Here is a 256-nt window from a genome sequence, read left to right as displayed (position 1 = left end):
CGCCCTTCTCGCGCTTGATTTGATCCAGAAAAAGACAGGCTCGCGCCTGACACGGGCTGGAAGCTGGTAACAACCGGCCCATTCTTCTGAACCAAAAGCATACTATCCCGCTCCTGCTGATGTCGGTCAGCAGGAACAATAGGTACATTCCTAAGAATGCACCTGGTTAGTGTACTTGACTTGGTCAACGCTGCTCTTTTCTGCAAAGCATACTGTCAGGCGGGCGAGGAAGCACCCGATCCAACAGCTTGCCCGA

Annotated in this window: 1 rRNA gene (cut by a window edge); it reads right to left on the bottom strand. The window is 53.1% G+C overall.

Annotation, left to right across the window (positions count from 1 at the left end):
• Positions 1-80: ribosomal RNA gene (locus JJ896_18585) — 23S ribosomal RNA — on the bottom strand; its annotated part reaches 271 nt to the left of the window's first position; the annotation flags it as partial.
• Positions 81-256: the final 176 nt, after the last annotated feature.

The sequence above is a fragment of the Rhodothermales bacterium genome (genome assembly GCA_017643395.1).
Classification (GTDB): domain Bacteria; phylum Bacteroidota; class Rhodothermia; order Rhodothermales; family UBA10348; genus JABDJZ01.
Note: the sequence above shows the minus strand (reverse complement) of the source record. Positions and strands in the feature narration are given on the sequence as shown.